Origin of the sequence: Comamonas guangdongensis, from assembly GCF_041079535.1 — a bacterium.
Classification (GTDB): Bacteria; Pseudomonadota; Gammaproteobacteria; order Burkholderiales; family Burkholderiaceae_C; genus Comamonas; species Comamonas guangdongensis.
In genome coordinates this window covers 37,779-63,257 of the sequence record NZ_JBFYGN010000016.1, presented here as the reverse complement: position 1 = coordinate 63,257, position 25,479 = coordinate 37,779, and the positions used below count along the sequence as shown (strand labels likewise).

General features: G+C 64.8%; 26 protein-coding genes. 17 read left to right on the top strand and 9 right to left on the bottom strand.

What is annotated here, in order from left to right:
• Nucleotides 1-104: 104 nt before the first annotated feature.
• Complete coding sequence (locus tag AB6724_RS14355; protein ID WP_369339204.1) at nt 105-950, bottom strand: BUD32 family EKC/KEOPS complex subunit; 846 nt, start codon at nt 948-950, stop codon at nt 105-107.
• 34 nt (nt 951-984) lie between these two features.
• Nucleotides 985-2,715 carry an FMN-binding glutamate synthase family protein gene (locus tag AB6724_RS14350; RefSeq protein WP_369339203.1) on the bottom strand — a complete coding sequence of 577 codons (1,731 nt, stop codon included), beginning with the start codon at nt 2,713-2,715 and terminating at the stop codon, nt 985-987.
• Between the two features lie 152 nt (nt 2,716-2,867).
• On the opposite strand from AB6724_RS14350, the gene AB6724_RS14345 reads away from it, so the two are divergent.
• The 14 genes from AB6724_RS14345 (at nt 2,868) to AB6724_RS14280 (ending at nt 16,663) form a co-directional block, all read left to right on the top strand.
• Nucleotides 2,868-3,716 carry a YecA/YgfB family protein gene (locus AB6724_RS14345; RefSeq protein ID WP_369339202.1) on the top strand — a complete coding sequence of 283 codons (849 nt, stop codon included), beginning with the start codon at nt 2,868-2,870 and terminating at the stop codon, nt 3,714-3,716.
• Nucleotides 3,717-3,833: 117 nt separating this feature from the next.
• Nucleotides 3,834-4,148, top strand: coding sequence for a helix-turn-helix domain-containing protein (locus AB6724_RS14340; RefSeq protein WP_369339201.1), 315 nt, complete (start codon nt 3,834-3,836; stop codon nt 4,146-4,148).
• Between the two features lie 420 nt (nt 4,149-4,568).
• Nucleotides 4,569-4,733, top strand: a complete 165-nt coding sequence (locus tag AB6724_RS14335; RefSeq protein WP_369339200.1) for a Flp family type IVb pilin — start codon at nt 4,569-4,571, stop codon at nt 4,731-4,733.
• Between the two features lies 1 nt (nt 4,734).
• Nucleotides 4,735-5,205, top strand: a complete 471-nt coding sequence (locus AB6724_RS14330) for an A24 family peptidase (RefSeq protein WP_369339199.1) — start codon at nt 4,735-4,737, stop codon at nt 5,203-5,205.
• Nucleotides 5,206-5,223: 18 nt separating this feature from the next.
• Nucleotides 5,224-5,757 (top strand): TadE family protein, encoded by a 534-nt coding sequence (locus AB6724_RS14325; RefSeq protein WP_369339198.1) that lies wholly within the window; start codon nt 5,224-5,226, stop codon nt 5,755-5,757.
• A 48-nt stretch (nt 5,758-5,805) separates the two neighbouring features.
• On the top strand, nt 5,806-6,792 hold the full coding sequence (gene cpaB / locus AB6724_RS14320) for a Flp pilus assembly protein CpaB (protein WP_369339197.1): 987 nt from the start codon (nt 5,806-5,808) through the stop codon (nt 6,790-6,792).
• 1 nt (nt 6,793) lies between these two features.
• Complete coding sequence (locus AB6724_RS14315) at nt 6,794-8,158, top strand: type II and III secretion system protein family protein (protein WP_369339196.1); 1,365 nt, start codon at nt 6,794-6,796, stop codon at nt 8,156-8,158.
• A 15-nt stretch (nt 8,159-8,173) separates the two neighbouring features.
• Nucleotides 8,174-9,517, top strand: coding sequence for a CpaE/TadZ family protein (locus AB6724_RS14310; RefSeq protein WP_369339195.1), 1,344 nt, complete (start codon nt 8,174-8,176; stop codon nt 9,515-9,517).
• Nucleotides 9,514-10,836 (top strand): TadA family conjugal transfer-associated ATPase, encoded by a 1,323-nt coding sequence (locus AB6724_RS14305; RefSeq protein ID WP_369339194.1) that lies wholly within the window; start codon nt 9,514-9,516, stop codon nt 10,834-10,836. The genes AB6724_RS14310 and AB6724_RS14305 overlap by 4 nt, the downstream gene beginning before the upstream one ends.
• The gene (locus AB6724_RS14300; RefSeq protein WP_369339193.1) at nt 10,829-11,797 is read left to right on the top strand and encodes a type II secretion system F family protein; all 969 of its coding nucleotides are present in this window, start codon (nt 10,829-10,831) and stop codon (nt 11,795-11,797) included. The genes AB6724_RS14305 and AB6724_RS14300 overlap by 8 nt, the downstream gene beginning before the upstream one ends.
• Nucleotides 11,797-12,741: a type II secretion system F family protein gene (locus AB6724_RS14295; protein WP_369339192.1), complete on the top strand. Its 945-nt coding sequence runs from the start codon at nt 11,797-11,799 to the stop codon at nt 12,739-12,741. Before AB6724_RS14300 ends, AB6724_RS14295 begins: the two co-directional genes overlap by 1 nt.
• The gene (locus tag AB6724_RS14290) at nt 12,738-14,324 is read left to right on the top strand and encodes a hypothetical protein (RefSeq protein ID WP_369339191.1); all 1,587 of its coding nucleotides are present in this window, start codon (nt 12,738-12,740) and stop codon (nt 14,322-14,324) included. Before AB6724_RS14295 ends, AB6724_RS14290 begins: the two co-directional genes overlap by 4 nt.
• Nucleotides 14,325-14,350: 26 nt before the next feature.
• Nucleotides 14,351-14,731 carry a DUF3613 domain-containing protein gene (locus AB6724_RS14285; protein WP_369339190.1) on the top strand — a complete coding sequence of 127 codons (381 nt, stop codon included), beginning with the start codon at nt 14,351-14,353 and terminating at the stop codon, nt 14,729-14,731.
• 24 nt (nt 14,732-14,755) lie between these two features.
• Complete coding sequence (locus tag AB6724_RS14280; protein WP_369339189.1) at nt 14,756-16,663, top strand: TadG family pilus assembly protein; 1,908 nt, start codon at nt 14,756-14,758, stop codon at nt 16,661-16,663.
• 5 nt (nt 16,664-16,668) lie between these two features.
• Here the strand turns inward: AB6724_RS14280 and AB6724_RS14275 are convergent, their stop codons facing one another.
• The 6 genes from AB6724_RS14275 to apaG all read right to left on the bottom strand — a co-directional run bounded on the left by AB6724_RS14275 (nt 16,669) and on the right by apaG (nt 21,765).
• Nucleotides 16,669-17,163 carry a CinA family protein gene (locus AB6724_RS14275; RefSeq protein ID WP_369339188.1) on the bottom strand — a complete coding sequence of 165 codons (495 nt, stop codon included), beginning with the start codon at nt 17,161-17,163 and terminating at the stop codon, nt 16,669-16,671.
• 32 nt (nt 17,164-17,195) lie between these two features.
• A complete protein-coding gene (locus tag AB6724_RS14270; RefSeq protein ID WP_369339187.1) occupies nt 17,196-17,807 on the bottom strand; it encodes a phosphatidylglycerophosphatase A family protein in 612 nt (203 codons plus the stop codon).
• A gap of 52 nt (nt 17,808-17,859) precedes the next feature.
• Complete coding sequence (gene thiL / locus AB6724_RS14265) at nt 17,860-18,840, bottom strand: thiamine-phosphate kinase (RefSeq protein ID WP_369339241.1); 981 nt, start codon at nt 18,838-18,840, stop codon at nt 17,860-17,862.
• A 35-nt stretch (nt 18,841-18,875) separates the two neighbouring features.
• Nucleotides 18,876-19,208, bottom strand: coding sequence for an STAS domain-containing protein (locus tag AB6724_RS14260; RefSeq protein WP_369339186.1), 333 nt, complete (start codon nt 19,206-19,208; stop codon nt 18,876-18,878).
• Between the two features lie 126 nt (nt 19,209-19,334).
• Nucleotides 19,335-21,299, bottom strand: a complete 1,965-nt coding sequence (tlpB, locus tag AB6724_RS14255; RefSeq protein WP_369339185.1) for a transporter-like protein TlpB — start codon at nt 21,297-21,299, stop codon at nt 19,335-19,337.
• A gap of 58 nt (nt 21,300-21,357) precedes the next feature.
• Entirely contained in the window at nt 21,358-21,765 is a 408-nt protein-coding gene (gene apaG / locus AB6724_RS14250) for a Co2+/Mg2+ efflux facilitator ApaG/CorD (RefSeq protein WP_369339184.1), read from the bottom strand.
• Nucleotides 21,766-21,796: 31 nt separating this feature from the next.
• Between apaG and rpe the strand changes: the two genes are divergently transcribed.
• The 3 genes from rpe (at nt 21,797) to speE (ending at nt 24,663) form a co-directional block, all read left to right on the top strand.
• On the top strand, nt 21,797-22,480 hold the full coding sequence (gene rpe, locus AB6724_RS14245; RefSeq protein ID WP_369339183.1) for a ribulose-phosphate 3-epimerase: 684 nt from the start codon (nt 21,797-21,799) through the stop codon (nt 22,478-22,480).
• Nucleotides 22,481-22,588: 108 nt separating this feature from the next.
• Nucleotides 22,589-23,284 carry a phosphoglycolate phosphatase gene (gph, locus tag AB6724_RS14240; RefSeq protein ID WP_369339182.1) on the top strand — a complete coding sequence of 232 codons (696 nt, stop codon included), beginning with the start codon at nt 22,589-22,591 and terminating at the stop codon, nt 23,282-23,284.
• 125 nt (nt 23,285-23,409) lie between these two features.
• Nucleotides 23,410-24,663, top strand: coding sequence for a polyamine aminopropyltransferase (speE, locus tag AB6724_RS14235; protein WP_369339181.1), 1,254 nt, complete (start codon nt 23,410-23,412; stop codon nt 24,661-24,663).
• A gap of 8 nt (nt 24,664-24,671) precedes the next feature.
• Here the strand turns inward: speE and AB6724_RS14230 are convergent, their stop codons facing one another.
• Nucleotides 24,672-25,289: a chalcone isomerase family protein gene (locus tag AB6724_RS14230; protein ID WP_369339180.1), complete on the bottom strand. Its 618-nt coding sequence runs from the start codon at nt 25,287-25,289 to the stop codon at nt 24,672-24,674.
• Nucleotides 25,290-25,479 lie beyond the last annotated feature (190 nt).

The following is a 25,479-nucleotide window of genomic DNA, read 5'->3' as shown; positions in this document are numbered from 1 at the left end:
GATAGATGGCAAAAAGCCCCGGCCTAACGGCCGGGGCTTTTTTATGCTTTATTCGCGCTGCAGCCCAATACCAGTCTGCGGAGGCAGCTATGCATGTTGCGTGCTCAGGCCGCTGTCGCGGTCAGCAGGTCATGGGCCGCAAGCACGCGCAGCGTGTCGCGCCCCAGGCGCTTGCTGCGCGGCAGAAACCGCACCCAGCCCAGCTTGCTCACGGTGCGGCGCAGCACCTGCTGCGCCTGCAGCGGCATGTCGCTGACAAACGCTCTCCATTGCTGCTGCGCCGGCTCCATGGCTCCGGCCTGCTGCAGGAACAGGGCGGTGGACTGCGCATAGTTGAGCGCATCCCGTGCCATGCACACGGCACGGGGCAGGTGGGCGGCCGGGTCGTCCTCGAAGTCGATGAAGCCGATCACGCCATCGCTGCAGACCACCATATTGCGGGCCACGGCCTGGCTCAGGACCTCTCCCTTGGCATGGACCTCGCGTATCGCGTCCAGGCCTTGCTGCCACAGTTGCAGCACGGCGGGCGCACCCTGGGCGATGGCGCTTTCGATCGCATTGCTCAGCGAGGGCGCCTCCTCGCCGGGGCGGCCCAGATGGCGCATCACAAAAGCCTGCTCGGCCGTGGCCAGAACCTGGGGCACGCGCAGGCCCAGGGTCCGGAAGCCGCGCAGGCGCCGCTCTTCGGTCCGTATGGAGGCCGCTCCGCCGGGGTTGGGGACGGGCTGCAGCACGGCGGCTCTGAACAGCCTGGCCAGCGTGCTCAGCAGCCAGTAATTGAGGGCCGGATTGCCCCGGTTGGCCCGTTTGACCCACAGCGTCTCATGCGCTTGCTCATAGCGCATGATGCTGTGCGGCTGGTTCAGGTGCGCGCGCAGGAAAGCTTCGTAATCAATAGCATTCTGCGCAGGCGGTGTCTTGGCTTGATCGGGAATATCCTGTGGGAGCACGGCTTGCAGTCTGTCAAATGCCTGGCGCCGGCGATCAGGTCCAGATGCCGTTGCGCAAGGGCAAAGCCTGTGATTGTGCCGTGTCGGCGCGGCCCGCAGCCGAAGGTTCGAGCATGAGCTCCTGCCGCGGTTGGAAACTCTGGGCCGAGGCCAGCGGCCAGTAGTTCTGGAACACCTTGTGCTGCTGGTCCAGGGACTTGAGCAGGCTGCCGGGCTCCACGCGCAGGATCAGATTGGACAGCAGGCTGACCTGGGTGTCGTCGAGCCGGCGCACGATATGGTGGGCCGTGATGTCGTTGGGATGCCTGAGCCCCGCGGCCTGCACCAGCTCCAGCAGCGCATGCAGTGTGTTGCGGTGGAAATTGGCCACGCGGGTGGCCTTGTCCGGCACGACCAGTGCCTGCTGGCGCACGCTGTCCTGGGTGGTCACGCCCGTGGGGCAGGTGCCGGTATGGCAGCTTTGCGCCTGTATGCAGCCCAGGGCCATCATGAAGCCGCGGCCCGAGTTGCACCAGTCGGCGCCTAGGGCCATCATGCGCGCGATGTCGAAGGCCGTGATCACCTTGCCGGCCGCGCCGAGCTTGATGCGCTCGCGCAGATTCACGCCGATCAGCGTGTTGTGCACCAGCAGCAGTCCTTCCTGCAGCGGCACGCCCACATGGTCGACGAACTCCACGGGCGCTGCTCCCGTGCCGCCCTCGGCACCGTCGACGACGATGAAGTCCGGCGTGATGCCGGTCTCCTGCATGGCCTTGACCATGGCAAACCATTCCCAGGGGTGGCCCACGCAGAACTTGAAGCCCGTGGGCTTGCCGCCCGACAGGCGGCGCAGCCTGGCGATGAACTGCATGAGCTCCACGGGCGTGGAGAAGGCGCTGTGGCTGGAAGGGGAAATGCAGTCCACGCCCTGGGGCACGCCGCGTGCGGCCGCGATCTCAGGCGTCACCTTGGCACCGGGCAGTACCCCGCCATGGCCGGGCTTGGCGCCCTGGCTGAGCTTGATCTCGATCATCTTGACCTGCGGGTCCGTGGCGTTGGCGACGAATTTCTCCTCGCTGAAGCTGCCGTCGGCATTGCGGCAGCCAAAATAGCCCGAGGCCACTTCCCAGATCAGGTCGCCGCCATGCAGGCGGTGGTACTGGCTGATCGAGCCTTCGCCGGTGTCGTGGATGAAGCCGCCCATCTTGGCGCCCTGGTTCAGCGCCTGGATCGCATTGCCCGAGAGCGCGCCGAAGCTCATGGCCGAGATATTGAAGACGCTGGCCTGATAGGGCTTGGAGCAGGGCTCAACGCCTTGCCGGGGCTGGTCGGGCATACCGCCTATCCAGACGCGGAAGTCGTGCGAGCCCAGCTTGGTCGGCTGCATGGAGTGGTTGACCCACTCGTAGCCATGAGCGCCCACATCGAGTTGGGTGCCGAACGGGCGGTTGTCCACCTGGCCCTTGGCGCGCTGGTATACCAGCGAGCGCTGGGAGCGCGAAAAAGGCTGGGCCTCGGTGTCGCCTTCGATGAAGTACTGGCGGATCTCGGGACGGATGAACTCGAACAGGAAGCGGAAGTGCCCCATGATGGGGTAGTTGCGCAGGATGGCATGCTGCTTCTGCACCAGATCCCAGATGCCCAGCAGCACCAGCAGGGCCGAGGCGATCAGCCACCACAGGCCTGTGCCTGCCTGGATCAGACGGTAGAGCGAGATGCAAAGCACCAGCGCGGAAATGGCAAGCGCGCTATAGCGCGAGGGCAGACTATTCAGAAGGCGATGCACTGTGCAGATACTCCCATGGCCGGGTATGTTGCTGGTGGGCCGCTAAACTTCCGCTCCGTATGCGTGCATCCGTCCCGGATGCATCGGCCCTCTTCCCCGGTCCTGCTCCCCATGTGGCGGAAACAGTCCGGGCCATCATAAAAGCCTTCCCTATGCAAGAACAAGCAAGCACCCCTGCTGCCGAAGACGCAGCCCTCTCCGATCTGCCCCAAGGCGCGCTGAGCAACGACCAGCTCGAGGAACTCGACGACCTGCTCGACGAGCTGCGCACGCGCGGCGAAGAAATCCCCCAGTGGGAGTTCTGCGACGGTTTCCTGACCGCTCTGGTCTGCACGCGCCGCCCCATCGAGGCCGCCGAATATCTGCCCATGCTGCTGGGCGACGGCGAGTCCCTGGAAGTGGAGGCTGGCAAGCCGCTGCCCAAGCTGGAAGTCTTCAAGGACGAAGCCCAGCAAGCGCGCTTTCTGCAGCTGTTCGAGCTGCGCCTGGCCGAAGTGCGCGAGCAGCTCGATACCAACGTCAAGTCGCTGGAAGACGAGCATGCCTTCCACCCCGAAGCCATGGACACCCGCGGCGCCGTGCTCAGCCTGCCCGAGGAAGAGCGTGCCGAGATCGATGCCAGCGAAATCCCGTCCTTCGGCCAGATCTGGGCCCTGGGCTTTATGTTCGTGGTGGAGAACTGGGCCGAAGAATGGGCGGCTCCCAAGGACAAGGAAGCGGCCCAGTGGCTCAACGACTCGCTCAACGCCATCGTCGCGCTGACCGAGGACGACACCGGCACGCCTGTCATCTGCATGTATGACGACAACGGCCCCGCCTCCACCAGCGAGGAGCGCGTGAACGCCTTTGGCGAAGCCATCTGGGCCACTTACGATCTGCGCCAGATTTGGAAGAGCATGGGCCCGCGCCAGGAAACCATCGTCAAGGGCGAGCAGCCGGGCCGCAACGACCCCTGCCCCTGCGGCAGCGGCAAGAAGTTCAAGAAGTGCCACGGTAAATGATCACCCCTGAGGCGCTGCGCGCCTTCCCCCCAAAGGGGGGCGGCGCCCTCGCCGAGAGGCGGCTCTCGCGTGGGCAACGGCAGTTTGATAGGCCGTATGCAATAGAGGTGGATCGCCATGAAACATATTGGTGAACGCATACGCGCACGGCGGCTGGAGCTGGGGCTAAGCCAGGGGCGGCTGGCGCAGATGGCGGAGGTCACGGCCTCCGCCATTTCGCAGATTGAATCGGGGGCCATACGCAGCCTCAAGAACGACACCCTCTCGCGCCTGGCGCTGGCGCTGCAGACCACGGCGCTGGAGCTGGTCGCGGGCTTGCAGAATGAAGCGACTCCGTTGCCTGGTGATGAACAGCGCTTGCTGGAGTGCTATAGAAGTCTTGAGCCACCGCTCAAGGACATCGCGCTCAGATTGATCAAAGCCTTGCAGTGAGTTGCCGAAATTCGGCCATTCCACACTGGCGCCCATGTTTTAAAAGACCTGCTCAATGCAGGTTTTTTTATTTGCAAACCTGTAAACAAGGGTTTGCCCGATAGATCAATGTAGGACGAAATCTATTAATTTGTAGGAAATGAATGAAGTTCGCGTAGATTGAATAGGAAAAATGCCGTGAGAAGAGTGCTAGAAGCGCTGGCGTGGTTTCTTCTTGTTAACGTAATTTATTGTTTTTGTTGATGTTTTTATTTTTTTTGGGCATGACTTTGAACGAGTTGCAATTGTCGATGGCTATTTGCTGTAGTTGTTGATAGTCATTTCAAATATTTCAAGATGTTTCTAGTTTTGTAAGATCAGTTCCGCGATGGTCAAAACAGCCACAGCGATCCACAAACCTCATTGTTAAAGGAGCTGATCATGAAAGACAAAATCGTCAAATTCCTGCGTGATGAAGAAGGCGCTACGGCTATTGAATATGGGCTGATTGCGGGATTGATTGCTGTGGCCTTGGTGACGGTGCTTGGGCTTCTGAGTGGGAGGCTGCAAGGGGTATTCCAGACGATTACCAACGCACTTCCATGAAATGAGTTTTTTGTTTCTTTTGTGGTTGTGTATATCTGCAATCCTTGATGCAAGATTTAGGAAATGCTTTAACTGGCTTGTGATTTTGGGTCTGGTATTGGCGATCACTTCCATGATGCTGATACCTGAAAAGCATCCAGTCAACATAACCGTGAAAGATGGATTGTTTGGAAGTTTGATTGCTTTTTTTGCGTTTCTGATTTTTTATGGATTGGGCGTGATGGGGGCAGGCGATGTGAAGTTCTCCGCTGTACTTGGCGCATGGGTGGGGTGGGAGCTATTGGTTCCCATCTGGGTTTTAAGCTGCTGCCTGGTAATTGCGCATGGGTTTGTTGTGCGCAGTAATTTAAAGTTTTTTTTCAATCCGGATATAAATTGGAGCGATGGGTCTGAAGATGGGCGAAAGAAGTTTATCCCTTATGTAACCTATCTTTCAATGGCTACCGTGATGGTTTTGATGTTGGATAAATAAAAAACCGGAAAGAAGAGCATGCGAACTAAAAATCCACAATATGGCGCTGCTGCAATTGAGTTCGCAATTCTGTTTCCTATATTTTTTCTGATCTTCTATGCCATCGTTACCTACGGCCTGATTTTTGCCGCCCAGCAGACCCTGACTCTGGCGGCGGCCGAAGGCGCAAGGGCCGCCGTGCGCTATCCGGTGGCTGCTGGCGGCGGGACTTTGAGCCAGGCCGCTCAATTGCAGGCGCGCCTTGCTGCCGCCTGCTCTACGGCCAGCGTCGCTCTCGACTGGTTGAGAAAGCTAGGTGCCGGTTTGGGGGCCGCAGCCTGTGGCAACAGTGTCAGCAGCGCAGCCGGCCTGTACGCGACCTCGGGGCTGTGCGGCGTGGCATCTTTTACGGCATCCAATGATCCAAAGCAGGTCAACTGCGTAACCATGCAGGTGAACTACAGCTATGCGACTGCTCCCTTGATTCCCAAATTGCTGGGGCCTTTGATGAGCCTGCCCACACCCAATTTCCTGCATGGAAAAGCTGTGGTGCAGATCAATCTGATGGACTGAATACAGCAATCAAGCCCGGTTTGAGTAGAGGGCTCCAAAGAGGGACTTATGGTGAATGTTGCGAAGGTAGCGGTCGGTATTTTGCTGGCGGTTGCGCTGGCTTTGGGCATGTATGGATGGATGCTTGCCAGGTCATCAAAGACATCGGCGGCCCAGGCGCAGACTTCAGCCAGCGAGCTCAAAGCCGCAGCGACCGTGAATGTGGTCGTGGCTGCAAGAACAATTGCCGCCGGCCAGGCGCTCAAGGCCGAAGACCTGCAGATTGCGGCGCTGCTTTCGGCTCCCGACGGCGCGTATGACGATGTCCAGGCCGCTGTGGGTTTTGTGCCCGCTGTCGATATTCCCAAAGGCGCACCGGTTCTCAAAGGGCAAATGGCGACCGGTCTGGCGCTCAAGGTGCCCGAAGGCGAACGGGCCGTTGCGGTCAAGGTCGATGAAAGCATCGGCGCCGGCAATCGCATCCGCCCCGGCGACTTTGTCGATGTCTTTTTTGTATTGCGCCGCGACGGCAACGAGATCGACCAGAGCCAGGCGCGCTTGCTGCTTTCACGCAAAAGAGTGCTGGCCTATGGGGCGGCTTCCGTGGATGCGCTGACGACCTCGGAAAAGCACGAGGGCAAGCCGGCCGCGGCTCCCGACAGCGCGCGCACTGCCGTGCTCTCCGTGCCGGTGGCCGAGGTCAGCCGCCTGGCGCTGGGCGGCCTCAACGGAAGCCTGGTTCTGGCGCTGCGCAATCCTGCGGATACCGGCGAGCCCGATATGGCGAAGTTCACGCCGTTGCCAGGTGTGCTGGCGGTGGCCATGCCCAGGGGGGGCTTGACCGGGACTCCGCTGGAAGGCGCCGATGCGGCGCAGGCCGGTGTGGCCATGAGTGGTCTGGCGGGATCGACAGGGACTGCTCTGCATATGAGCGCCGTCAAGCCCGTGACCGCTGGTGCTGCGAAGCCCGCGCAGCCGCAGACCAAGGTGGCTGCAGACTCTTCGCTGGCCGTTGAGTTCGTGCGCGGGGCCAGCTCCCAAACCGTGCGGTACTGACATGAATAACAAGAACTCTGCTGCATCCGATCACCGCATGCATGTGAACCGCTGGCTTGTGCTGTGCAGTCTCGCCGGACTGATGTTGGGCGGCTCCGCGCTGGCGCAGCAGGCGGCAAGCGCTGCAGACAGCGCAGCGTTCCGGCAAGCGGGTGCGCGTGAGCTCAAGCTGGTGATGGGCTCTCAGCATGAACTGGACCTGCCCTCCGGCGTGGAGCGCATCGCCATTGCGGATGACACCGTGGCCGGCGTGCATATCAAGCGCGCAGGCAAGGGGGCCGCGGCCAAGATTCTGTTGACGCCACTCAAGCCAGGGAATACCTCCTTCCTGGTCTGGCCGCGCGGCGAAGCCCAGGCCCAGACCTATTTGCTTCAGGTGCAGCAGCGGGTGGAGCTGCGCACGGCCAGGGCCTCGAGCCTGATCGAGCAGCAATTCGCAAATGAGCTGGCCGCGGCCCAATCCGGCGACAAGGTGAAGACCGTGGATCTCTCCAGCGTTCAGCTCAAAAGCAATGTGGTCCAGGTCGAGGTCAAGGTCGTCGAGTTCAACAAGACGCTGTTGAAGAAGGTAGGACTCAATCTTTTCAGTACCGGCCCCAATAGTTCAGGCTTCAGTTTCGGAATTTTTGGTCGTGGCTCATACAACGGAGGTGGGGGAAGCTCCATTCCTGGGTCTTCGTTGAACCCGTTGACCCAGGCTTTCAATTTGTTGATGCAGTTTGACAAGGCCGGCATCGGCGTGAATATCGGCATGCTCGAGGGCAACAATCTGGCGCGGGTCCTAGCGGCCCCGACGCTGGTTGCCTTGTCCGGGCAAAGCGCCAACTTTCTGTCGGGCGGTGAAGTGCCGGTTCCGGTGCCCGCGGGCACCGGTCTGGTGGCCATTCAGTACAAGCCCTATGGCATAGGCCTGACGGTTTCGCCGACCGTGCTTTCCAACGACCGCATCGTGCTGAAGGTCGCTCCCGAGGCCAGCGAGCTCGACTATGCCAACAGCATCTTGCTGAGCGGAACCTCCGTGCCCTCCATCACCACGCGCCGCGCAGACACCACGGTGGAACTCGGTGATGGCGAGAGCTTTGTGATCGGCGGTCTGGTCAGCCGCAATACGATGTCCGGCACCGACAAAGTGCCTCTGCTCGGTGATATCCCGATTCTGGGCGTGCTGTTCAAGCGCCAGGAGTTCAACCAGAAGGAAAGCGAGCTGGCGATCGTGGTCACGCCGCGCCTGGTCAAGCCGCTGGCGCGCGATGTGAATGTGGAGCAGCTGCTGCCGGGGCGCAGCGAGCAGCGCGACCCCATGGTCTGGGGCCCCTGGCTGGCCGGCGGTCTGTCCGGCAGCGTGGCGCCGGGATTTTCTCGCTGAGGCAAAGATCCAGCCATGAATACGCGCACGGACTCTTCCGATCTCAAGGCCGCACCGCCCGCAGGCCTGGCCGGGACGGTGCGTGTGGTGCTGGCAACGCACTCGTCCGCCCATGCCTTCTGGCTGGCCAGCGCTCTTGGCGACGAGGCCGAGGTGATCCCTGTGTCGCCGGATGTGGCCGAGTTGACGCCCTATCTTCAAGCGCCGGGTCTGGGCATGGTGATGCTGGATTTCTCCGCACCAGGCACAGAAACCGCCGTCCTGCTGGCGGGCGATCTGCGCAGCGGCTGGCCCGGCGTGGTGCTGATGGGCGCGGGCTCGGCGGCGGACTCCGCGTCCATGTTGGCTGCGCTGCGCTGCGGCGTGACCGAATTCGTGAACTGGGATGCCAGCGAGGCCGAGGCATTCGCCGCCTTCAGGCATCAGCTGCAGGCGCCGGCAGCTCCTTCGCCCTCGCCCGTGGCAACAGAGGCCGAGGCCGGCAATATCGTCCTGCCCTTGCTGGGCGGCCGCGCGGGCCTGGGCGTGACGACGCTGGCCACGCACCTGGCCGTGATGCTGCAGGAAATACATGCGCATGACATGCGTGGCGCGGCGCGCCGCGGCCAGGTTGCGCGCAAGCTCGGAGCGAACTCTGCAACTCAGGAAGAGAAGGCCTATGCGGCTCTGCTGGATCTGGGTCTGCCGGCGCGTGATGGACTGCTCTATCTGAGCGTCACGGGCCACTTCAACTTTGTGGATGCGGTACAGAATCTGCGCCGGCTGGACGCCACGCTGCTGGACTCGGCGGTGGAAAAGCACTTTACCGGCACGGCCGCCATGGCCTGGCCCGCAGATCTGAGCCTGCTGCGCGAGGTCAGCCCCGTGGCAGCCGCCAATGTGCTCAGAACGCTCAAGGGCCTGCTGAAAGCCCAGGTCATCGATCTGGGGGGCATGGTGCAGACGGATTTCCTGGAGCCCGTGCTGCGCGAATGCGGGTCAGCCTGGGTGGTGTGCGACCAGTCCCTGGGCGGGATTATTTCCACCGCCCAGCTGGTCAAGGAACTGGAGTCCAAGGGAATTGAGCGCCGCATGCTCAAGCTGGTGCTGAACCGTTTCAATCCTCAGGCCGGGTTGCCGGCCAAGGAGGTGGCACTGCGCCTCGGGCTGGAACTTTTGCACGTGCTGCCGGACCGTGCCACTGCCTTGCTCGCGGCGGCCAGTTCGGGACAGCTGCTGTCGCAGACCTCGCGCGGCGATCCCTATGTGACCTCGGTGCGAGTCATGGCGCGCTCCTTGCTGGGTGACCCGTTCGCGGCCGATCCGTCCTCGCCAGGCATTTTGGGTCAATGGGCCAGGCGCTTGAGGAGAAGCGAATGAGCATGGACATTGTTTTTGCCGAGAAACGCAATGATTTCTCGGACTCCAAGCAGTTGCTGCTGATCAAGAACGTGGCGCACGAGCATCTGCTCACGCGGGTGGAAGAGCTGGGCGCGGTGTTCGCCAAATGGTCTGCGGGCCGGGTGCGGCAGTTTGTGCAGCAGGAGCTGGAGCAGTTTGTGCGTCAGCAGCGCTTTCCCGTCAACGACGAAGAGGTGCAATGGATAGCCCAGGCGCTGAACAAGGAGCTGTCGGGCCTGGGGCCGCTGGATGATCTGATGGCCGATCCGGAGGTCGAGGACATTCTGATCAACGGCTATCAACAGGTGTTTGTCTCGCGCAAAGGCGTGTTGCAGCGGGAGACTCTGCATTTCACCGACAACGCCCATGTGCTGCGCATAGTGCGCCGCATCATTTCGCCGCTGGGGCGCCGTTTGGACGAGTCCACCCCCATGGTGGATGCGCGCCTGCCGGATGGGGGACGCATCAATGTGGTGATCGAGCCGCTGTCGCTGGACGGCCCCGCGGTCTCCATCCGCAAGTTCCGCAGTGATCCGCTGCGCGTGCAGGACCTGGTCGAGTTCGGCACCATGGACGAAGGCATGGCCAGGCTGCTGGAGCTGGCGGTGCGCGAACGCTGCAATATCCTCATCAGCGGCGGCACCAGCTGCGGCAAGACCTCCATGCTCAACGCCATCGCCGGCTACATCCCTGCGGCCGAACGCGTGGTGACGATAGAGGACACGGCCGAGCTCAGCCTGCCTCACCCCCATGTGGTGCGCATGGAAAGCCGGCCAGGTGGTTTTGAAGGCGCGGGAGTGGTATCGATCCGCGATCTGCTGCGCAACAGCCTGCGCATGCGTCCCGATCGCATCGTGGTGGGAGAGGTGCGCGGCTCCGAGGTACTGGAGATGCTGCAGGCCATGAACACCGGCCATGACGGATCAATGGCCACGATTCACGCCAGTTCGCCGCGCGAATGCCTGCACCGTCTGGAAATGTTGGCGGGGTTTGCGGGCTTTCAAGGCAGCGAGGTGAGCTTGCGGCGCCAGATTGCCAACGCCCTGGACTTCATCGTGCAGATCAGCCGTCTGCCCAATGGCAAGCGTCGCATCACCTCGATCACCGAGGTGACGGGCATCATCGATAGCGTGATCGCCACGCAGGAGCTGTACCGGCACGAGTTGTTGCCGCAGCCCGATGGCGAGGATCTGGAGCGTTGGGCTACCCTGGGCCTGGTGCCGCATTCGCCCAAGCTGGCACGCTACCGCGCGGTGTTGCAGCATGCCGGCAACGCCGCGGGAGCGCGCCATGCCTAGCCATGCTTTTTTGCTGCTGAGCCTGGCCCTGCTGATCGTGGCGGCGGCCGTGGCGCTGTGGGTGTTTGCCAGCAGGCAGCAGCAAAACCGCAAAATGGCCGAGCATCTGCAACGGAGCCTGGAAAAAAGCGCGGCCGCCGCCGCCGGTTTGACGGCGCGCGAGATCGCTGCCCCGGCTTTCGACGCCTCGGCCGCGGATGCCTTGCTGTCGCAAGAGCAAAAAGCCCGCTGGCCTGTTCCCGCGATCCTGGTCGGAGCCATCGGCGCGAGGCTTTTTTATGGCGGGCTCGCGTCGATCGCACTGGTGTTTCTGCTGACCGGCTTCGCCGCGGACTGGCTGGCCGCCAGCGCGGCCCTGGTCGTGCTGTGCATCGGCTTCTTCTTCCTGCTGCTGACGCGGGCCCAGAAATACCGCTGGCAACTGGCACGGCAGCTGCCGGCCTTTCTGGACAATATGGTGCGCCTGGTCACGTTGGGCAATGCCGTGCAGGCGGCGTTTCAGCTGGCGGCGGCCACGACCAAGGAGCCGTTGCAGCCGGTGATGGAAAAAGCCGCGAGCCTGACCCGCGCGGGCATGGACCTGGAAAACGCGATTGCCCATATGGCGAGGCGCACGCAGCTCGACGAGCTGCATCTGCTGGCTGCCATCCTGCGCATCAGCGTGCGCTATGGCGGGCGCGTGGACCTGCTGATGGAGCGCGTGGCCAACTTCATGCGCGACCGCGAACAGGCCGAGCTGGATCTGTCCGCCATGACGGCCGAGACGCGCATGTCGGCCTGGGTGCTGAGCCTGCTGCCGATTGCCGTCTGCGGGCTCATCATCTCCTTCAATGCGGGCTACTTTCTGCGCATGTGGGAAGACCCGAGCGGCCGCAACATCATCTGGGCCGCCGTCGCATTGCAGATGCTGGGCGTGGCGCTGCTCTACCGCATGGCCAAGCTGGAAGAAGGGGCCGATTGATGGAGACCTGGCGCCTGCTACTGCTGTCGAGCTTGGTCCTGCTGGTGCTGGCGGCGCTGATTGCAGCCGGCGCCATCGTCCAGGTGCAGCAGCGCCAGAAGCGCAGCCGCCAGGCGGTGCAGGCCGCGCTGGACCGCAGCGGCGTGGCGACAGTGGCCGCCAGCAGCAAGCCGATGGAGATGCTGCGCTCCCTGAACGCGGGCGAGGCTTTGCCTCTGCATTGGCTCAACACCTCCTGGGGCAAGGCGCTGGTGGCGGGCGAGGACCGGGCCCTGCTGGGGCGCTGCGGCTGGGGTTCCACCCGGGCGCAGCTGCAGTACCTGCTGGCGCGCTGCGCCTGTGCACTGCTGCTACCCCTGCTGGTCGCCATGGTGTTTGCGCGCGGCCCAATGCTGGTGTTCTGGCTGTTCGCAGCCTTCACCGTGGGCTTTCTGCTACCCAAGTGGGTGCTGTTGCGTGTGGCGGCGCGGCGCAAGGCCTGTGTGGCACGCGAGCTGCCGCTGCTGGTGGACCTGCTGGGCCTGCTGCAGGGCACGGGCATGAGCCTGGATCAGACGCTGCAGGTCATAGGCTCCGACTTCGGCCATGTGATGCCCGTGCTCTCGCGCGAAGTGCAGCTGGCCAATCAGCAGTACAGCCGCGGCAGCACGCGTGAACGCGCGTTTGGCCGCATGAGCGAGGTCTACCAGAACGAGAACTTGGCGGGCCTGACCTCGTTGATGATCCAGATCGACAAATACGGCGGTGCGGTGCAGGAGCCGCTGCGGGTCTTTGGCGACCGCTTGCGCGAGCAGCGCAAGGCCAAGATGAAAGAGCTGATAGGGAAGATCTCGGTCAAGATGACCGGCGTCATGGTGATGACGCTGCTGCCGGCCTTGATCATTGTTACCGCCGGTCCCGGCTTTCTGGCCGTGATCCGGGCGTTGGGAGCCATGAACAAATGACAAACCAAAATCAAGCCCTGGGACTGTCGCTGGCGGCGTTGGCCGTCGCCGTGCTCTCGGGTTGCTCCGGCATGGGCAGCCTGATGGGACAGGCTCAGCCCGCGCTTTCACCGGCGGCCAAGGCCGCGGCAGAGATGCCGCTGGAAAAAGAGCCGGTGGTCAACACCCAGGACACATACCTGGCGCTGGTCAGGCAGATGCAGGCCAAGTCGCTGTGGTATGCCTCCATCGCGCATCTGGATGCTCTGGACAGGCAGTGGGGAGCCTCGGCCGAATCGCGTTTGCTGCGTGCCGATGCTCTGCGCCAGGTGGGCCAGCCCGATGCGGCGGCCACTCTCTACCAAAGCCTGCTGGGCGGAGCCCATGACGGTGTGGCGCGTTACGGTCTGGGCCGCGTGGCGGCCGAGCAGGGGGATTTCGGCCTGGCGGCCCAGCAGATGGAGCTGGCCAGGCGCAGCAACCCGGTGAATCCGCGCCTGCTCACGGATCTGGGCTATGCCTATCTGCGTGCGCACGATCTGAATGCGGCGCGCATTCCCTTGATGCAGGCCGCCCAGCTCAGCCCCGAGGATGCGCAGGTCAATGTCAATCTGAGCCTGTTCATGATGCTCAGCGGCCAGACCCCGCAGGCCGAGGAATTCATGCGCCAGCGCAAGCTGGATGCACAGACCCAGCAAGCCGTGAGGGAGCAGGCCGGCGCATGGCAGCAGGATGCGGCCCGGGCCAGCAAGGCCGAGCCCCTGCCCACCGGACAGGTCGTCAATCTCTCCGCCGCCGGCAGGGCGATGCTTGCAGAGCCTGCGAGTACAACCAGCGCAGCCGTCCCCGGGGCCAAAATTGCCGAGCCTGCCCTGCCCAAAAAAACCGCTCCTGAACCGGATCCTGCGGCGATGCGGCCGCTGCCGGCCCCTAGGGAGCCGTCGTCGGCGCCCGAGGCAGCAGCCAGGTCTCTGGTCTCGAACCAGTGGCTGGTGTCGGGGGGCGGATTCGATGCATCCAGGCCCCGCCATCCGGGCGCTGTGGCGCAGCCAGCCTATGCCGTGTCCGTGCCTGTTCAAAGCGTAGCCGCCGTGCAAGCCGCAACGGCCGCCATTGCTGCGGCAGCCTTGCCTGCCACCTGGCCATCTGCGCCGCCGGCCAAGATGGAGCCGGCCCAGTCGGCTATCAAAAATGCTGTACCGCTGACGGAGGAGCGGCAGGCCCCGCCGGCCGTTCGGGTTCCGCCCGCGCCGGTTGTCGCCACCGCAGTCGTTCTGGCCGTCCCTGAGGCCGCTCGGGTACCGGCAGAGCCGGTGCCAACCGACAGTCAGGCGGCGGTACGCATTGAAGAAAAGGCGCAGGCCCAGCCGCAACCCGAGCCGGACCGCCAGCCCGCAGCTCCGGCTTCGGCGAGCAATCCGGCGGCCGTGCTCATGGCCGCGGCCGGGCCGGTCGCCGTACGCCAGGTCAGCGTTGCCGGCAGCGGGCAGGCCGTGCAGACCATGGTGCCGCGCCGCGCCACAGGCGGCCTGTTCTTTGAAACGCCGGACGCCGAGACCGCCAGCGCGCAAAAAGCACCGGCACGCGAGCGCGTGTGGCCATGAGGCTGTCGATACAGAGGGGGAAGAACATGAAGGCCAACCATGCGAGACGCATAAACCTGCAAGCATTTCAGGCTCTGTTTTTTGTGGCGGTGGGCTGCGCGGTGTTGCCGCAGCCAGTCCGGGCCCAGGCGGCTGCCGATGCGCCAGCTCCAGCAGCGGCGCAGTCCGCCGTGATCCAGGTGCCGGCTGCCGCGCAGGCCGCAACACCCGGTCCCGGCAATCGCGTGGGCGATGCCACCAGCTATCTGCTGGCGCTGCAGGCCGGCGGCCAGGCCGCATCGCGCAATGCCTATCCCGTGACCAGCGATGTGGCCCAGCGCAGCTACCAGCGCTATCTGGAGAGCTTTACCCACAAGATTCCCGCAAGCTCCGATGCCCTGCTGGGACCTAAATCGGGAGGCCGCTGAGCGGCTGCCTCGAGACGAATCCGCATGCGATCCTGTGCTACAGGCCCCGGCCCTGCCAAGGCGCGCCGCCAGTCCGGCTCGGTCGCCGCTCTGGGGGCGCTATGGCTGATGGTGGCCGTGATCTGCCTGGCGACCATCGATATCGGCAATGTGTTCTGGCAGAAGCGGGAGCTGCAGAAGATCGCGGATCTGGCGGCGCTGGCCGGAGCGTCCGTGACCCGCATGCAGGACTGTGCGGGCAGCGCGCAGCAGAACGCCACCCAGAATGGAGCCAGGCCCCAGGAGCTGGCCGTCGAGTGCGGCAACTGGAGCAAGAGCCGCGCGGGTGCCACGGCCAGCGATATGTTTGCGGCAGGGCAGAACCCTTTCAACGCCAGCCGGGTGCAACTGAGCCGGAGCGTGCCTTTTTTTTTCATCTGGGATGCCGGGGGAAACAACTCCAGATTGGTGAGCGCCAAGGCCGTGGCCTGGCGCCCTCAGCCGGCCGCGGCCCTGACCATCCGCACCACCTTGCTGCAGGTCGACACCACGCAATCGGCGCTTCTGAATACGCTTCTGGGCGGCCTGCTGGGCGCCAATATCAAACTCGATGCGCTGGGCTGGAACGGGCTGCTGGGCACCCAGGTCAATCTGCTGCAGTTTCTGAACCTGCTGGCCCCGCGCCTGGGCGTCCAGGCCGGCAACTACGATCAGCTGCTCAACGCCGATGTGACCGTGGGCGTGCTGCTGCAGACCATGGTGGACGCCGTGCAGCAAAGCGCAAGCACCGCCAGCGTGACGCTGCAGGCTCTCAATCAGCTGGCGACGGCCGCTCTGGGCGCCCCGGCATTGACGCTCAAGCTTTCGCAGCTGCTCAATCTGCAGACGGGGCTGGACTCCTCGGCGCTGGACCTGGGCCTGAATGCCTTCGATCTGGTGCAGGGCTTCATACAGGTCGGCAACGGCAACAGCGCGGCGTCTGCGGCCGTGGCCGTGCCCATTCCCGGCCTGGTGAATCTCAACGTCTTCGCCAAGGTGATGGAGCCGCCGCAGATGTCGTCCGTGGGGGACCCGGCCAGAGCCAAGCTCAGCCCGCTGGGCGCCGATCGCATCTACGTGCGTACCGCACAGGTGCGTGTGCTGGCCACCGTGGAGTCTCCGGTGCTGGGCGGCCTGTTCCAGACCGTGGATGCCCTGCTCAAACCCTTGTCCCCGCTCATCGCAGCGGTGAACCTGTTGCTTGGCAATGTGAACGGCTATGCCGATATGACGATTCTGCCGCCACCAAGCCGGCTGGATCTGAGCCTGGACCTTGGCGGAGGTCAGGCCTATGTGACGGATTACAGCTGCGATGCGGGCAGCAAAAAGCTGGTGACGAATGCACGCACGGCGGCGGCCGATATTCACCTGGGTCGTTTGGGCAACTCCCTGGATGAGGCCAAGAGCCAGGCTTTCGGCAGCAAGGCGCCACTCCAGAATTCGGCCCTGCCGGTGCTGCGCCTGGACTGCATAGGGTGCGATGGCTTTGGCAAGCGCACGCCCCAGTATTTTGGCGGGCTGGGCATCAAGGTCGACACCCCCGTGGCCGCGAATACGGACCCGCAATTCACCTTCGACAACCCTCCGCGCCTGGCAGACAGTCCTTTGTGGCAAGCGCTATCGGCCAACAATATTGTGGGTAGCCTGGGGGCTACCGTTAGCAGCCTGAATCTGCTGCAGCCCCTGCCCAATGATCCCCGGGCCAGTCCCGGCGGGATTCAGGCGCTTCTCCAGGTCGTGAGCGCGGTGCTGAGCGGCCTGCTCGGTCTGCTGCAAGGTATTGTCCAGGGCTTGCTGTCTCCGCTGCTGGATCCGCTGGTCAATGTGCTGGTCAAGGGCCTGGGCATAGATCTGGCCCAGACGGGGGTCGGTGCACAGCTCAGCTGCGGCCTGCAGCCGCAGCTGGTGTACTGAGGTCGTCAGCCGCCTATGAGCTTGAGCAGCTGTTGCAGCGCATGGCGCACGGATGACTGGCGCACCTCCGCGCGGCTCCCTTTGAGCAGCAGCGCATGGGCCTGAACCTCGGCGTTCACGCACCAGCCGAACCAGACCGTCCCCACGGGCTTCTCGGCCGACCCGCCGCCGGGCCCGGCAATCCCCGTCACCGCCATGCTGACCTGCGCGCCCGAGCGGCGAACCGCGCCCTCGGCCATGGCGCGCGCCACGGCCTCGCTGACGGCGCCATGCTCGGCGATCATGGCGGTGGGCACGCCCAGCATCTCGGTCTTGGCCGCGTTGGAGTAGGTCACGAAACCGCGCTCGAACCAGTCGCTGGAGCCCGCCAGATCGGTGCAGGCCGCGGCAATCATGCCGCCCGTGCAGCTCTCGGCCGTGGCCAGCATCCAGCCCTTGTTGCCGAGTCTGGCCGCCAGCTGCCGGACCAGCTCGTCAATGCCTGGGGGTTCTGCGGCCATGGCGTTCTCCTCTCGAATCTCTGGGGTGCGGCTCAGGTGCCGAAGAAATGCCGCCAGAGCGCAATCGCCAGCAACGAGCAGAAGGCCGCCACCAGGTCATCCCACATGATGCCCCAGCCGCCGCGCGGCCCGAAGCCTTTGAACAGGCGGTCCGCCCATTTGACGGGCTGGGGTTTGACGGCATCGAAAAAGCGGAACACCGCAAAGCACAGCAGCTGGCCCCAGAAGCCCATGGGCATGGTCAGCCAGAGAATGAGCCACATGGCCACGACCTCGTCCCAGACCACATGGCCGGGGTCGGCCACGCGCATATGCCGGGCGGTCACGGTGCAGGCCCACCAGCCTAGGGGAAGGCTGGCGGCAATCAGCCAGCCCAGCTGGGTTTTGTCCAGCCACAGCTGCAGCACCAGATAGGCCAGCCAGGCCCAGAGCGTTCCCACGGTGCCGGGAGCGATGCGCGACAGGCCAGAGCCGAAACCGAAGGCGATCAGGTGGGCCGGGTGCTGCAGCATGAACTTCACGCCCGGGTGTGCGAGACCCGCAGAACTGCTGGTTGCGTCGGCTTTTTTATTGATAGCTTGCGGCGCAGATTCCATCTGCGCTTTGGCCGGATTTGAGGCTTGCTCTGAAGAGTCTTCGGTCATGGCGCAATGATACGCGGCGGTCCGTCTGCACGGCGCAGGCGGCCGCCCGGGTTCAATCCGCGTCGAAGTGGTCGAAGGACTTCCAGTGCGGCTGCAGCAGCGCGCCGTCCGCACCTATCACGCGCAGGCCGGCTTGGGCCTCGATGCGGCCTATGCAGGTGACGGGCGTGTTGCTGGCAGCGCCCGCGGCCAGCACCGCCGCATGGCGTGCCGCGGGTGCGGTAAAGCACAGCTCGTAATCGTCGCCGCCGGCCAGCGTGCACTGCTGCTGCAGCTCGGCCTCCAGCCGCCAAGAGGCGGTGGCTGGATAGGCGGCTGCGGCCATCAGAGGCAGGGCAAGGCGGCTGTCCACCGTGGCGCCCACCCGGGACAGCTCGAGAATATGGCCCAGATCGCCCAGCAGCCCGTCGCTCACATCCAGCGCGCTGCTGGCGATGCCGCGTAGCGCCAGGCCCAGGGCCACTCTCGGCGTGGGGGTCTCCAGCCGCTGCCGGGCCTGCTCCAGCAAGGCCGCGGGCAGGCGGATATGGCCTTGCAGCGCCACCAGCGCCAGGCGCGCATCGCCCAGATGGCCGCTAACCCAGATCTCGTCGCCGGGTTGGGCTCCGCTGCGCAGCAAGGCCTGGCCGGAGGGCACTTCGCCGAATACGGTGATGCTGATATTGAGCGGCCCGCCCGTGGTGTCGCCGCCTATCAGCTCGCAGTCATGCTGGTCGGCCAGCTCCAGCAGGCCCGCGGCGAATTCGCCGATCCAGGTTTCATCGGCGCGCGGCAAGGAGATGGCCAGGGTAAAGGCCAGAGGTCTGGCACCGCTGGCCGCCAGATCGCTGAGGTTCACGGCCAGAGCCTTGTGGCCCAGCAGGCGCGGCCGGACATCGGCAAAGAAGTGGCGCCCTTCGACCAGCATGTCGCAGGAAATCGCCAGCTGCATGCCGGGAGCCGGCGCCAGCAGTGCGCAGTCGTCGCCCACGCCCAGCGCGGCGCGGCGCGCTGGGCGCTGGAAATAGCGACGGATCAGATCAAATTCACCCATGGATTCACTGGCCGCAGCGGCCGCTTGGACTTTGGTCAAAACTGCTCCAGCGCCTCGGCGCGGGTGGCGGCCACATTGAGTACGGCCAGAAAGCCGCAGAGGTCAAAGACTTCGCGCACCTGGGGCTGCATGCCGTAGATCACCAGCTTGCCGCCCGTCTGTCTGAGGCGCTTGGCCAGCACCACGACCACGCGCAGGCCGGCGCCGGAGATGTCGCTGAGATCCGTCATGCCCAGCAGCACGTTTCTGGCGCCGGTCTGCAGGATATGCAGCAGCTCGGCCTCCACGGTGGCGGCATTGGAGCTGTTCACCTGCCCCTGCAGGGTGATGATGTGGGCTTTTCCCGTGGGCTCGATGGCGATGGGCATGGAGACGGCCGGAGCTGAAATGCGGACGAAGGCGCCCGGAAATGACGGGGCGGCGAAGCTGCCGGACGGCATTGGCGGGCGGGTATCACGGCATTTTAGTGATGCCCGTCCATGCCCGCCGGGCGCTCAGGGCCAGAAAAAGCTCAGCGGCTTGCGCCACAGGCGCTGGCGGATGGCCTGGTAGATGCGCGAGCGCTCCACGCTGCCGACGTTGTGCGCGCGCAGGGCTACGCGGAAGGCCAGGTAAAAGCTCACGCCCACATTGAGCGCCGCGTTGAGCGGCAGCATGGCCACGGCCCACCACAGCAGATTGGAGTGCAGCACCTCCCAGCCCAGCGAGGCCATGGCCACGCCGATCTGGCCCGTGGACAGCGTGACGTGGCGCACCTCGAGGCCCAGGCCGAAGAAGGCCGCGAAGGCCGGCACCAGGCCCAGCATCAGGCCCAGCGAGACATTGGCCGCCAGGCCGGAGATGTTCTTGCGCAGAAAGCGCGCCCAGCGGTCCGCACGCGAGCGGCCCAGAAAGCCCGTGATGCCGGGGTTGTAGCGGATCACCGAATCGATGTTGCGCAGCACGAACCAGTTCTCCACGCCGCCGGCGATCAGGCTGCTGGTGAACAGCAGCACGCCGGTAAAGGCAGCAAACAGCAGCGAGGGGCCGAGCAGGCTCAGCGACTCCAGCACCGCCGTGGCGTGGGCCGGAGACAGCGCGGTGTGGTCGGCCAGCCTGGCAAAGCCCAGGGCCAGGGCCAGCGAAGCCGGAAACACCACCAGCACATTGCCCAGAATGGCCGCCACCTGCGAGCGCACCAGGTTGGCGACCTCGTCCACGAATTCCTGTATCGAGGCGTCGGTGGGGACGTCCTTGAGCTTGGCGGCCATGGCGGGCGCCGTCATGGCCGGCTGCTTGGTGGCCACCGTGAAGTGCAGCAACTGGATCAGCACGAAGCTGAGCGCGTAGTTCAGGCCCGCGGCCATGCCGCCCCAGAACACCGACAGGCCCAGCGCATAGAGCGCGAACTTGGCCAGCGTGGTGAAGGCCATCATCAGCCCGCCGCCCGCGGCCTGGGCCAGCATCTGGCGGTACTCGCTGGCATTGCGCGTGATGTAGTGCTCGCCGGTCTCGGCGCTGCGCTCGGCCACCTTGGCGGCCAGCAGCGAGGTGTTGGTGGACAGCAGGGCGCGCACGCTGCGCCGCTCTATGCCCACGGAGACCAGATTGGCCATCAGCTCCGAGGTCTCGTAGGCGCGGTTCTCGGCCAGCAGGCAGTCCAGCAGACGCCGCACGCGCAGAATGCGCGCGCGCAGCTGGCGCAGGCGGAACACCAGGCCCACGGAAATGCCCTCGGCCTCGAAGTAGGAATAGACCGAGGCCACGGCCGCGCGGCAGGCGTCGAGGCGCTCGCGCAGCCGGGCCGCGGCGGCGTCCCGCCTTTCGGTGGTGCGCAGCGGCAGCAGCACCTCCACGCGCAGGTTCTCCACATCGTGGATCAGGGCGTGGAAGGGCTTTTCCTCGCGGTCCTTTTCGCTCATGCGCAGGCGCAGCTCGGGCGCGAAGCCGCTGGAGAGAATCTGGCCGGCGCAGTAGGTGATGGCGTCCAGCAGGCTGGTTTCCCAGAGGCTGAGGGCGTTTTCCTGCGGCGGCGCGAGCAGCAGCGTCACGCGCTGCATCAGCTCGGCGTCCAGGGAGTGCAGCCAGCGCGCATCGAACTCGTCGGGCATGGCCAGCATGAACAGCTCGGAGGCATCGAAGGTCTCGGGCGTGCTGGGCAGCAGCTTGTAGCGCATGCGCTCGGCCAGCTCGCTCATCATGGCCGTGCGCGGCGCAAAGCCGAAGTCGGCCAGCAGCGCCGTGATGTCCACCGTGGAGATCAGCTTCTGCCACCAGGCCTGCAGGCGCGCACGCGCCTCGGGGCGGGCCTCGAAGATCTCGACCAGGGTGCGCACGCGCTCCACGGCCAGATCGGTCGAAGGCTTGGGTGCGCGTATCCATTCGAACAGATGGATCAGCCACAAATGTCTCTGGGCCAGGTCGGCGTCGGGGTTGAGCTCGGCGAGCAGGCCCTCCAGGTCGGAAGTGGTTCGCTTCATGCGTGGTCTATGCGGGCCGCTGCCTGGCGGCCGTCAGGAAAATGGGGAGCAGCGCGCATCAGTGCAGGGTGCGCTTTTCGGGCGTGGGCATGATGTCGCCGGACTCGTCCATCTGCAGCACGAACAGCGGAATCTCGCAGCTGAAGATGTCGCCTTCATGATTCACGCACAGATAGCTGCCCTGCATGGTGCCCGTGGGCGTGCGCAGCTGGCAGCCGCTGGTGTATTCGAAGGACTCGCCCGGCTGCAGCAGCGGCTGGCGACCCACCACGCCCAGGCCCTTGACCTCCTCGACATGGCCCAGTTCGTTGGTGATGATCCAGTGCCGCGCGATCAGCTGCGCGGGCACGTCGCCCGTGTTGGTGACGGTGATGGTGTAGGAAAACACATAGACGCCTGCGGCCGGAGCGGACTGCTCGGGCAGGTAGGCGGGCTGGACTTGGACCAGAAACTCGTTCATCGGCATGGTGCAATGGTAACTGCGACAATCGCACCTCATGAGCCCCACCTACCGCATTGCCCCTTCCATCCTGTCAGCCGACTTCGCTCGTTTGGGCGAAGAAGTGCGCAACGTCATCGCCGCCGGTGCCGACTGGATCCATTTCGACGTGATGGACAATCACTATGTGCCGAACCTGACCTTCGGCCCCATGATTTGCCAGGCGCTCAAGCCCCACGCCGTGACGCCCGACGGCCGGCCCGTGCCCATCGACGTGCACCTGATGATCCAGCCCGTGGACGAGCTGGCCACGGCCTTTGCCAAGGCGGGCGCCGACTACATCAGCTTCCACCCCGATGCCTCGTCGCATTTGCACCGCAGCATCCAGAACATCAAGGCCCATGGCTGCAAGGCCGGCCTGACCTTCAACCCCGCGATGCCGCTGGACGTGCTGGACTGGGTGATCGACGACATCGACCTGATCCTGCTGATGAGCGTGAACCCGGGCTTCGGCGGCCAGAGTTTCATCGACAGCACGCTGCGCAAGGTCGAGGCGGCGCGCAAGCGCATCGAGGCTTCGGGCAAGGATATCCGCCTGGAAGTCGACGGCGGCATCAAGGAAAGCAATATCCGCGCCGTGGCCGATGCCGGTGCCGACACCTTCGTGGCCGGCAGCGCCATCTTCGGCAAGCCCGATTACAAGGCCGTGATCGACCAGATGCACGCAGCGCTGGCCGCCTGAACTGCCAGCTCGAGTGAATAGCCTGCTGGCCCATGCGCTGCGGGCTTTCGGTGTTTTTGCTTGCTGGCGTATGTGCGAACGGCGCCGGCAGCTATTGAATTGATAGTCATGCAACTGAATCTGCCCGCTGCCCGCCAGCCCTTGGAAATCGATGCCGTGATGGTGGACCTCGACGGCACCATGGTGAATACGCTGGGCGATTTCGCCGAGGCCCTCAATCGCATGCTGGCCGATCTGCAGTTGCCCGCCATCGCGCCCCAGACCATAGAGCAGATGGTGGGCAAGGGCTCCGAGCATCTGATCCGCTCGGTGCTCGGCCATGTACTCGGCGATGCCGGTGCGTCCAGGGTGGACGAGCTCTATACCCGGGCCTGGCAGCGCTACGAGCATCACTATCTGCAGATCAACGGCCAGTTTGCCGACGTCTATCCGGGCGTGCGCGAGGGCCTGCAGGCGCTCAGGGCGCGCGGCCTGCGCATGGCCTGCCTGACCAATAAGCCGCTGTCGTTCGCGCGGCCGCTGCTGGCGTCCAAGGGACTGGACGGCTTCTTCGACCAGGTGTTCGGCGGCGATTCCTTCGAGCGCAAGAAACCCGATCCCATGCCGCTGCTCAAGACCTGCGCGGCGCTGGCCAGCCAGCCCGCGCGCACGCTGATGGTGGGCGACTCGAGCAACGACGCCCAGGCCGCCGAGGCCGCGGGTTGCCCCGTGGTGCTCATGACCTATGGCTATAACCACGGCCAGCCCATAGCCGCCGTGGCGGCCGCCGCACATCTGGACAGCCTGGAGCAGCTTGCCGTTTGATGTCGGGTTTTGCCAGCCAATCTGGCAGGAAAAGGTGCGGATAAGTCTGTTTGCTAGAGTCGTCGGCTTTGTGTCGCCGGCGCCGGAACCGTGTCCGGCCTGGAATCAAGGAGGACCCAAGCCACATGCACGGACTGCATCTGACCGCCGATCTTTACCAATGCGCGGGCCACGAGCGCTACATGCTCGAAGCCGAGGCCATCGCCAGTCTGTGCCGCGAGCAGACTCTGGCCTCGGGACTGACCTTGGTGGACGACAAATGGGTCAAGTTCCCGCCCTATGAGGGGCAGCCCGGAGGCGTGACCGGCACGGTGCTGCTGGCCGAGTCGCATCTGGCCATCCACACCTGGCCCGAGACCGGCAGCGTCACCGTCGACGTCTATGTGTGCAATTTCTCGGACGACAACTCGGACAAGGCCAGAGCCCTGATGGAGGGCGTGATCGCCGCCTATGCGCCGGCCCGTGTGGTGCGCCAGCAGCTGATGCGCGGCGATATCGGCCCGGCGGCGGCCGGCCGGGATCCGGAGCCCGAGCCGCAATGGGTGATGGAGCAGCTGGCGCCGCATGCGCGCTTCGGCTATCTGGCCCGGCCCTGCGAGCTGCGGCAGACCGCCTTCCAGCAGCTGGAGCTGCTGCACACGCCGCAGTTCGGCAAGGTGCTGCGCCTGGATCAGCGCTTCATGACCTCGGAGCGCGAGGAGTTCTTCTATCACGAGGCGCTGGTGCACCCGGCCGCGACCGCGCATGGGGCGCCGCGCCAGGCCTTGATTCTGGGTGGGGGCGACGGCGGTGCGGCCGAGGAACTGCTTAAGCATGGGCTGGAGCGCGTGGTGCTGGCCGAGCTCGATGAGGCCGTGGTGCAGTGCGCACGCCAGCATCTGCAGGCCGTGCACCGCGGCGCGCTCGACGATGAGCGCGTGCAGCTCTGCATAGGCGACGGCATGGCCCTGGTCGATAGCACCGAAGAGCGCTTCGACCTGGTGCTGATGGACCTGACCGACCCCGATACGCCGGCCCAAGGCCTGTATTCGCCGGCCTCGCTGCAGCGCATGCGGCGCGTGCTGGCGCGGGGCGGGGCCCTGGTGCTGCACCTGGGCAGCCCGGTGTTTCACGGCCCGCAGGTGGCGGAGCTGGCGCGCAGCCTGCGCGAGCAGTTTGCCGTGGTGCGTTGCTACGGCCTCTACATCCCGCTGTACGGCGCCTACTGGGGGCTGGCCGTGGCCTCCGACAGCCTGGACCCCGCGGCCCTGTCCGCGCAGCAGGTGGCCGAGCGCCTGGCGCGGCGCGGGGTCGGGGATCTGCAGTACTACAACGCCCAGGTGCACGGCGCGCTGTTCGCGCTGCCCGGCTACTACCGTGATCTGCTCGAGCCGCAGTAGCCGGGACTTCAGGAGCTCTCGCCGAGCAGCGCCTTCTTGAGCTGCTCGTCGGCCGGATGTGGCCCCAGCCAGATGCCCAGCAGGGCCATGAAGAATTCGGGCTCCTTGAAAGGCTCGCCCTGGAGCTGGCCCTTGACGGTGACCAGAGTGCCCTGGCCGGGAATCCAGTCCACCGTGAAGTTCTCGCCGGCCAGCAGCTTCTTGTTTTGCGTGAAGATGTCGCTCATGCGGATCACGCCGGGAATCAGCTTGGAGAACGCCGCGCGTTCCATATTGTCTTCCATGCCGCGTGCAAACAGCTTGCCGAGCTCGGCCGAATCAATGTCGCGCAGCATGGTCACGCTGATGCGTTTCGGACCTTTGAGCGCCTCTATCTCCTGCAGGTTGCGCGCGGGCTTCTCCAGGTACAGTCCCGCGGTATAGACCTTGAAGATCGCCTTGTAGCGCGTGCCCGCGCCGTTGAGCTCCAGCGTCTTGCCCCGCGACTGTATGGTGGATGGATAGCTCACGCCCTGGATGGTGAGCGAGGGCGGGCTGCCCTGGGCCTGCGCGGCCGCGGCGCCGCACAGCAGGCTGGCCGCCAGGGCCCAGGCGGCTGCGCCGCGACAGAAAAAACGTTCCGACATGGTGGTCTCCTCCGGCCCCGTGGTTGCTGTGGCCTGCGGCCTTGTTGTGATGGGGCGAGGCTTGGCATCTTGGAACCTGCGGCCAGGCGCAGCAATTCGGGCAGCTACTAGGCCGTGCCGGCGGCCGGCCTCCCATGGTCGGCCTTGATGCGCTACACTTGCCCGCATCATGTTCATTCATCGCACGTTC